This window comes from Synechocystis sp. LEGE 06083, from assembly GCF_015207725.1.
GTDB classification, from domain to species: domain Bacteria; phylum Cyanobacteriota; class Cyanobacteriia; order Cyanobacteriales; family Microcystaceae; genus Synechocystis; species Synechocystis salina.
In genome coordinates this window covers 1-8,644 of sequence record NZ_JADEWJ010000164.1, presented here as the reverse complement: position 1 = coordinate 8,644, position 8,644 = coordinate 1, and the positions used below count along the sequence as shown (strand labels likewise).

General features: G+C 43.0%; 8 protein-coding genes and 1 pseudogene. All 9 read right to left on the bottom strand.

Annotated features, from left to right (window positions below):
* Positions 1-435: 435 nt before the first annotated feature.
* Positions 436-1,551: an acyl-CoA desaturase gene (locus IQ219_RS12800; RefSeq protein WP_194072860.1), complete on the bottom strand. Its 1,116-nt coding sequence runs from the start codon at positions 1,549-1,551 to the stop codon at positions 436-438.
* A gap of 728 nt (positions 1,552-2,279) precedes the next feature.
* Positions 2,280-2,495: a hypothetical protein gene (locus tag IQ219_RS12795; RefSeq protein WP_194072859.1), complete on the bottom strand. Its 216-nt coding sequence runs from the start codon at positions 2,493-2,495 to the stop codon at positions 2,280-2,282.
* Positions 2,496-2,571: 76 nt separating this feature from the next.
* Positions 2,572-3,816, bottom strand: a complete 1,245-nt coding sequence (locus IQ219_RS12790) for an FAD-dependent oxidoreductase (protein ID WP_194072858.1) — start codon at positions 3,814-3,816, stop codon at positions 2,572-2,574.
* Between the two features lie 63 nt (positions 3,817-3,879).
* Complete coding sequence (locus tag IQ219_RS12785; RefSeq protein ID WP_194072857.1) at positions 3,880-5,418, bottom strand: NAD(P)/FAD-dependent oxidoreductase; 1,539 nt, start codon at positions 5,416-5,418, stop codon at positions 3,880-3,882.
* Between the two features lie 80 nt (positions 5,419-5,498).
* A complete protein-coding gene (locus tag IQ219_RS12780; RefSeq protein WP_338116568.1) occupies positions 5,499-5,735 on the bottom strand; it encodes an STAS/SEC14 domain-containing protein in 237 nt (78 codons plus the stop codon).
* A gap of 200 nt (positions 5,736-5,935) precedes the next feature.
* Positions 5,936-6,688: an HPF/RaiA family ribosome-associated protein gene (locus IQ219_RS20135; protein ID WP_228017043.1), complete on the bottom strand. Its 753-nt coding sequence runs from the start codon at positions 6,686-6,688 to the stop codon at positions 5,936-5,938.
* Between the two features lie 85 nt (positions 6,689-6,773).
* Positions 6,774-7,094, bottom strand: coding sequence for a hypothetical protein (locus IQ219_RS12765; RefSeq protein ID WP_194072856.1), 321 nt, complete (start codon positions 7,092-7,094; stop codon positions 6,774-6,776).
* Positions 7,095-7,320: 226 nt separating this feature from the next.
* Positions 7,321-7,746 (bottom strand): hypothetical protein, encoded by a 426-nt coding sequence (locus IQ219_RS12760; protein WP_194072855.1) that lies wholly within the window; start codon positions 7,744-7,746, stop codon positions 7,321-7,323.
* 90 nt (positions 7,747-7,836) lie between these two features.
* Positions 7,837-8,517 (bottom strand): annotated as a pseudogene (locus IQ219_RS12755) (phosphoketolase); the annotation flags it as partial.
* Positions 8,518-8,644: the final 127 nt, after the last annotated feature.

The window sequence follows — 8,644 nt, the reverse complement described above, 5'->3', positions numbered from 1 at the left end:
TTGTCAATCCAGATAGTAATAAACGAAAGTGAGATCGCCAGCATCACCATCAGGGTTGGCACAAACCAGAAGCTGGAATGTAATGAGTCCCACAGTTTAGCGAACTTAGGGTATTTCATCGATGGTAATGTCAATAAGTAAATTGATTTAGCGTTGTCATATTACTCATTCTCAAGCATTATCTTTACCTTTGAAAGCTCTTGATGTTGCTCTTGGCTAAGCGTCGGATACTTGAGATTCAGGTCCTTTAACTGGGTGTAAATGATGCTCGCCACAACTAGACGAGTAAACCATTTGTGATCGGCGGGGATAACGTAGATTTTTATTGGGAGCGCATTAAGATGTGTTTGCCCTAAGATTGCGTCCGAGATATTTGAACAATTATTAATCGCCCTTGCCAAAAAAGATTCAAAAAATCTAACAAGTGGTTCTCATTTAACAAGTAGTTCCCATTTTTCGTAGCCAACGATAATGGGATAATAATCCTGAACAAAAAGAAGCATGTTGGTTATATTTTACTCCATATTCTCGACAGGTCTGCTCCACGACTTTAGATAGTTCAGGATAGTTAATATGGCAGATATTGGGAAATAAATGATGCTCAACTTGGAAATTCAATCCACCCAGTAGCCATGTCATCAAATGGTTATGCCGAGAGAAGTTTACCGTCGTTTCAATCTGATGCACTGCCCACTCTTTCTCAATGAGACTTGCTCCGGCAATTGGTAATGGAAAATCGGCTTCTTCGACCACATGGGCTAGTTGAAATACGACGCTCAGCACTACTCCCAAGGTAACAGCGACTAATCCATAGCTCCCTAAAACTTGCCATAGCCCATGAAATTGTAACGGAATCGCAAAGGCAAGTGAGAAAAATACCAGTTTGCCACCAAAAAATATCACTAGATTACTGGACTTAGGACGTAGATAGCGACGATCGCCAATTTTGCCAGTGATTAGACAATGAAAATCATCATAAAAATGCCACTTAATCGCTAGTAATCCATACAATAACCACAAATAATAATGTTGCCAACGATGGAAGGTTAATTGTGGATGAGAAGGAGAAAGTCGCCCAAAAACCCCCACGTCCACATCCATGTCATAACCAGCAATATTGGTATAAGTATGATGGAAAAAATTGTGCTTCCAATGCCAAATATAAGAACTGCCGCCAATCAAATCTAAGCTCATCGCCATGAGCTTATTAACCCATAGCGAATCGGAATATGCGTGATGTGCGCCGTCATGTTGAATACCAAAACCAATGCCTGCGGTAACGACACCGAGCATGATGCACAAGGGAATTACCTGCCACCATGTTTGAGCCACAAAAACTAATAGAGAATATAATCCGAAAAAGCTAAGCAACAAAATAATGGTTTTCGCATACATTTGTGGGCAATCACGAGCCTTGCGACTAGGATCTTGAAAAAGTTCATCAACCCTTCGTCTCAGTTCCGTCTTAAACCCACTATTCTTGGCAAACTTTAATTTTTTTGCTGCCTCTTTTTCAAGAACCATAGACTGATGAGATTCATTGACTTGCATCCTTTTGTCCCATACTTAACACTCAATCTTGGGTAACCGATCAAGAAGCTCTTTTGTAGTAAATCTAAATCAGTTGTGAGAAAAGCCGTATTCAAAGCCCCACTTTATTAAGGGGGGGATCTCATTTAAAGTTGTTATTTTTCCATTTTATCAATATTTCAACACCATTTCAATATCGTTTTTTCAGAAATAAATTAAATCTACTTGTTCTGATACACTTACACATGCAAATGTATGCGTCGTAACAACATGGCATTGATGGCATTAATTGAAACAATAACCGTCGAAATACCCATCTCTGGACAGACATAATCTAGTGAAGGGTGATCACCTAAAAATCATAACTAACAAAGTCGGAGACCGTCATTTCCCCACGATGCACCTTATCAATTTATTTGTCTTAAACTTCGTTGGCGATCGCCGCAAATTCATTACTTAGCTTGTTCTTTAAAAACCTAAACTTAAGTTGTAGCTAACTGCGGGGAAAGCTGAGGTTTACTGGAGCTACAGCGGAGTGCGTAACAGTATGGGAAAAGTTTAACCCCAAAAATCTCCGCTGGTGAAAGATTAACTATCCAACATAGTCTCACAATCCGCTGTAATCCCAAAAAAACGATCGCACTCGCACTCATTTAAAGTCAACAATTTAGTTGTGTTCCTAGGTATTGATCTATAAAATAATCAGGAGTTGCTGTTGTGGTGAATAACCTACTGTTATAACAATTCCACTAGTCTGAAAGGCAGTTTTCGGGGAGTTTTACATCATATCCGTTACTTTGATCAATCATAGCTTGGGTACATTCTTTTTGCTTAAAGTAATACTCCATTTCGGAAACAGTTGCCGGATCAACATCAACACGGTCAGGTTTATAAGTTTGACGCCAAAGAATCAATGAGAATGTGATCATGCTAAGAATAATTGCAATAATATAGAGTTTTTTCATAGTTTTTAAATGGATACAGCGGAGTGGATAACAGTATGGGACAGGTTTAATTCCAAAAATCCCCGCTGGTAGAAGATTAACTATCCAACATAGTCTCACAGTCCGCTGTAATTAGTTGAGCAACTCGATAGGCGGAATCAATTGCCCCTCCATGCAAGCCATCACCAAGATAGGCTCCCGCGTGGTAAGTATTATTTTCGCCATTCGTTTCAATCACTTCATTACGGTATCGAAAAGACTCAGTAGTATAAAAAGGCGTGTGATGTTCCTGTGTATGAATGATGCAATCTTTTGCGATCAATTCTTCCAATTGGAACGATAAAAAATGATGTTGGTAGGACGAAGAAATCGCGCAAAGTTGATTCAAATAGCCGTTATAACCCCAGCTATTTTTTGTCTGGAAAAAATCAAATTCTGAAGGTGTCTTAACATCATGGGGAGCATACATAGAACTATCGCTATGAACAATGCTGGTTATATAATTTGCTTTCCATGCAGAAAATCGTTTCGCTTCCGCCTCAGTTGGGTCTGCTAATAAAGCCATTACTTTGTCTGGCGGTGTCGCAAATACGACTTTATCAAATTCCTGCATTTCACCTGTCGTTCGTACCACTTTAACCACATCCAAACTTCTGGAAATATGAGCAATCTCTGCATTCAATAAAATCTCACCTTTAAATCGTGCCAAGATTTTTTCGATGTAAGTATATACACCGCCTTTAACCCTGATCCAATCGACTGAAATGTAATCGAGTAACATCGGAATTGCTAACTCTGCGGGGAAATCATCAATCAGTTCAAACGGCATAGAGTAGCTGTACATAACCATTAATTTCAGCCAAGTATTGCGGCTGCAAAGACGTCTTAAGTAAGCCGATAGCGGTTGATCATGGAAATCTCGTGTCTTAGCAAATTGCACTTTTAACCAGACTCCAGCAGAACGGGCGTAGATAGTATCAAGGCGTAAATGTTCGATTAGGGCGTGGAAACCTGAAAAATTCTTATCGATCGCCACTCCCGATAAAAAGTGGTTACCATCTTTGCGAAACATGCCAGAACCAGTCCTGACAGGTTCTAGATCCACCTCTAGCTCTTCCATCAACGTCATAAAGCTATGAAATGCCGTTGGAAATTCAAGCACTCCACTTTCTAAAACTTCATCGCAATCGGCTTGGTTCGGCTTCAGATTTTTGTTCAGTGTCCGAATATGTCCTCCCAATATCGGCTGCCTCTCAAACACAGTAACCTGATGTTCTTCTTTATCGAGCAAATAGGCTGTAGCCATGCCACTAGCTCCGCCACCAATAATCGCGATTTTCATAACTGACCTCGAAATTAATAATAAAAATAATTCACAAATACTTATCTGTTTTAATGTTGCTATTTAGCGATCGCCTAAGATCTGATCGTCAGATAATCGTTGATAGAGCAATGCGCCTGTCCAGACTGTGGGAGCAAAACCCGGATAGCCAGATGAGGCATTACAAAAATAGAACTGTTTAAGGGATGTTTCGTAATTTAATCGCCCCAGCCCCATATTTTTAGGAGTTAAACTAGAGCCGTAGGAATTGCCACTAGGACTCCAACAAAAACGCTCATTTGTGGTGGGGCTACCCGTGATATCAAAGACCATGTGTTTCCTGAAATTTGGCACATAGTTTTTCTCCACAACATCAAGAATAGAATCCAATATTTCTTGTTTTTTCTGCCGATAAGCTTTGGGATCGCTATCCCTTAATTGATTGAAGTAAGCATAATTCGCCACGGTCAAAAATTCTACAATCTGGCAATCTTCGGGGCAGTCCCGACTCGCTGTTGTCAATAAAGTTGGCGTTGTAATCGCAAAACTAGGATTAGAAAAATCATGGCGATCGTACATTTGGGCGAAGGCTTCATTGAGATCCAGATGCCCCGTATGAAAGAGATTCCACTTGCCAAAACCGTAGTCCCGCAGATCAATATCTTTAACGACGCAGTACGCCATAAAGTTTGATGCCGAATATTCATAGTCCAGTTTGCGACGCACAGTTTTCGAGAACTTTTCGATCCCAATCATCTTGGCGGCTCTTTTGGGATCAATATTGCAAATCACAGTTTCACCCGTAAATTCATTGGTTTGGTGGGTGGTGAGATTGATTGCCTTAACGCCAGTCACCGTTTTATCTGTAATTCTAAAATTCGTGACTTCATGGTTGAGCAGCACCGCGCCCCCGTGGGATTCGATCACTGTAACCAACGCATTGATCACACTTTCAAACTGTTGGGTGGGATAAAAAGCCCCTGCTTGATAACCTCGGAATAAGGCGACCCACGCATAAAATGAGAGTTGATTTGGTGGCAGTAAAAAATCTGGCCATTGTAGAGCTAATAAGGTTTGGGCAGCTTGGGGCAACTGAAACTTATCAAATACATCTTGAAGAGTGCTATGGAGATACTGGACAGCACACAATACCTCACTTGGATGTTGGAGTAGCTCCACGGGCTTGATTGGCGGCGATAACTTTTTTAAACCTGCACCAGTTTTTTCTACATCATTGATGAATTTGCGCAGGCGATCGCCATGGTCAGGGAACAGTGTAGACAATCGTTGGATTAGTTCTTCTGGTTCCGAGGGAATGTCCAAGGCATAACCCGGCATTCGCATATGGTCAAAGCCCTTGGGGTCGTACCGCTCAAAGGTTATTTCTTGATCCAAGCCCAGTTTTTTGAGGACTTTGTTAACCGTTTGCCCTGCGCCGCAATCCCAGACATAGTGAAATTGCGCGTTAAACGTATATTTCTTCGCCATCGTAAAGGTATGTCCATAACCCCCTGGATGCTCATGGGCTTCGAGAATTTGCACAGTTTTGCCAGAGTTTGCCATCAAAGCCCCAAAGGTCAATGCTGATAAACCACTGCCGACAATTAGATAATCTGGTTTCATCTCTCGATTTCCTCAAATAAATATTAACTAGCTAGATGGCCAATCTTTAGCAATAAATTGTGATTTTATTTGCCCAAACATCATTGGCGATCGCCACTGATCCATTGCTTAGCTTGTTCTAGTTCCCCATTCGGAAACAATTTAAATTTAGTGGGAATTAGCCATTTAAAAGCCCAGGTCATGGCGCGCAACCAACCTACATCAGTGACCACCGCAATTTTTTCCCATTTATTCCAATGCGCTAACCCAAATTTGCCATCATCCCAAAGCGCCATCATCGAAAAGTTACTGAATTTATTGCCAACATGATAGAGAATACGTATTTTTCATATTTGGTGATCTTTTCTTCCACCATCGGTATATGTCGGATGTGCTGGTGAATCGTCTCGTCGTAAAGGTTGTCATTCCCCAATGTACTGGCCAAAATCGGGCGTGGTGACCAGCATTCTTGCAGTGTCTATTAGTCTTGGACATACATAGCGGGTTGCTCCACTCTGTAAGGTCTTCACGATGCTATTCAATTGGCAAAGTGTTGACGAATCATTGCTACGAGTTGAGGCTCGGTCAGATTATCAACCGTTTCAACCCCAACAATCTTTGCGCCGATGTGATTTTTTTCCAGACGCTTTTGCAGTTCATGCTTAGCGACACCTGGCCCTACGATCAAAATCGAACTTGCATCACGAATATATCGAATGATCTCGTCGTAGTAAGTATTGAGTTCTGCGGTCAGCACCTTCTGACGGCTGTAATCTGCGGGTACTTGAAGGGCTTCATAGGAGCCTTTCAGGGGTGAATCCCCAGTCCGTTGGAGCTGTTTTTCCGCATCTGCGAGGATCTCGCTGATCTTTTCTCCTTGCTCTGTAACCGTCACGATAGTCGCCTTGTTTTGGTCGATCCATAGTCCTATTTTTGTATTCATTTGAGACAGAGGTGGGTCAGTCCGATGACTCGCTTCGTGCTCTAGTCGCCCCAGGGTGTGCTCGATCACGTGGGCTAATTTCTCGGCAGCCCCGTCAACAGCATGGTCTAGGGTCTCTGCCTGATGGCTTGCCGCGAGGGGTTGGTGTCCTGTGAGACGGGCTTCGATCATGCAGCGCATATTGTCATGGCCGTCCTTCTTGTCGCTGTTCTCATCGCTTAGGTGAACATCAACGTTAGTCAGGCGATCGCCGAATTGGCTTAGACTCTCTTCCACCACACCAGTGAAATGAGTGGCCAGTGCTTCGTGACCTTCGATGTTATGGCCGGTATGAATTTGGATTTTCATGATATTCTCCCGCTTGAATTTTGATTGGCTTAATATTCAGAGTGAGTGATGCGATCGCCATTTTTTTTATAAAAAGAAACTGAAATCAAATTATCTCAAACCCAGTCAACGCTTCGACATTTTGTCGGAAAGCGATTAAGGCATGATTAGATTGATACTCGACCAGACCGGAGAAGATATCCTCGGAGACTTCCCGGGACACAACGGTTTTGATTTCAAAATTAGTGTTATAGCTGACCATATCTCCCCGACGGTTGCCATGGCGACCTGCGCCTTGAGCTTGGGAGATAGTATAACCAGTTACTTCTAAGTCTTTCAGCAGATTGATAATACGACCTTGCAAGACGTTTTCACCAATGATAATAACCAATACAGCCGTTTCAATAGGTGGGGATGAGGCGGACATGGGCAATTCTCCAAAATAAAGATTTAATTTCGTCACCGAAGTGGCTTTCAATAGCGCAAGATAGCAGCGATCGCCTCTTGCGTGGATAAACCAGCTTCCAAGTCGGCTTCTGGTTCAGATGGAATTTCAAAGCCATGATTCAACACTGTTACCTCCATATTTCAATCCGTCACCGAAACGCCTTAACCTGTCAAATTTCACCTTCATGGATTTGTCCTATCGCAGCTTATTTTTCTGTAATTCCCACAGCGGCTTCAGCATCGAGTCGGGCGGCGATCGCCGCTAAGGTTGCTTCTTCGGCTTCATCCATGGCCGCCATTGCCAAGAAGGTCATGGTAGCGGCATAGTCTTCAGCTTTATCGGCCCGATGTTCGAGTTTTTCAGCTTCACGATTAGCTTTCCATTCTTCAATATTCGACATCAGCTCAGATTCTTTTTCTTCCAACTGGGTTTTGAGCTTTGCCCGGTAATCATCAAATTCTTGTTTTTTTTCATCCAGATTTGTCTTTGCTTTATCGAGGGTAGATTGAATCTCAGTTTGAGTTTTTTTCGGTAAAGATTGAATATTTTTCTTTAGTGAATTCAGACGATCTTCCACCGCTTCCAAATTGTCGTGGAGTTGCTTGGTAAAGTTATCAATTGCAGTACTCATGATGTTTCCTCTAATGTGTTAAATCGATTAAAATAGCGAATTTCTTTGCCTTGTTTCAGGTCGGTAAAAGTGCTTTTCCTACTAACAGTTTCACTTACAACGTTGACCCTGCCCCCACTGCCAATTGCGAATTTCTGGTAAGTCTTGACCATGTTGATTGATGTATTGTTTGTGCTGAATCAGTTTGGCTTGCATCGCTTGCTTTAGGTCAGCCCCTTTAGCTCCTAACTGCGGCAGGCGATCGCCCACGTCTATTACCAAATGAAAGCGATCAAGATCGTTCAGCACCGTCATATCAAAGGGTGTCGTGATCGTCCCTTCTTCCTTGTAGCCCCGCACATGGATGTTGACGTGGTTGGTGCGGCGGTAGGTCAATCGGTGAATTAACCACGGGTAGGCATGGAAGGCAAAAATCACGGGTTTATCTTGGGTAAAAAGCGCGTCAAAATCCTGATCACTCAACCCATGGGGATGTTCCCTTTCCGGTTGTAGTCGCATCAGGTCAACGACATTCACCACGCGGATTTTTAGGTCGGGCAAATGCTCCCTCAGAATCGAAACGGCGGCAAGGGTTTCTAGGGTTGGCACATCGCCACAGCAAGCCATGACCACATCGGGTTCACCGTCGCTACTCGCCCAGTCCCAAATACCAATGCCTGCAGTGCAATGCTTGACAGCTTGCTCCATCGTTAGCCATTGGGGGGCTTGATATTTGCCTGCAATGACCACATTGACGTAGTGGCGGCTGCGCAAGCAGTGATCCCAAACCGAGGCACTGTCCTTTTAAGGAGTGAAGTGGCAAAAGCCTCTACAGGTAAGTATTTCTGCAATTTCGACAGGGCGGTCAATGAAGCCCATGGCCATAGCCGGAGTGGTATTTTTTCCCAGACTTCCATGA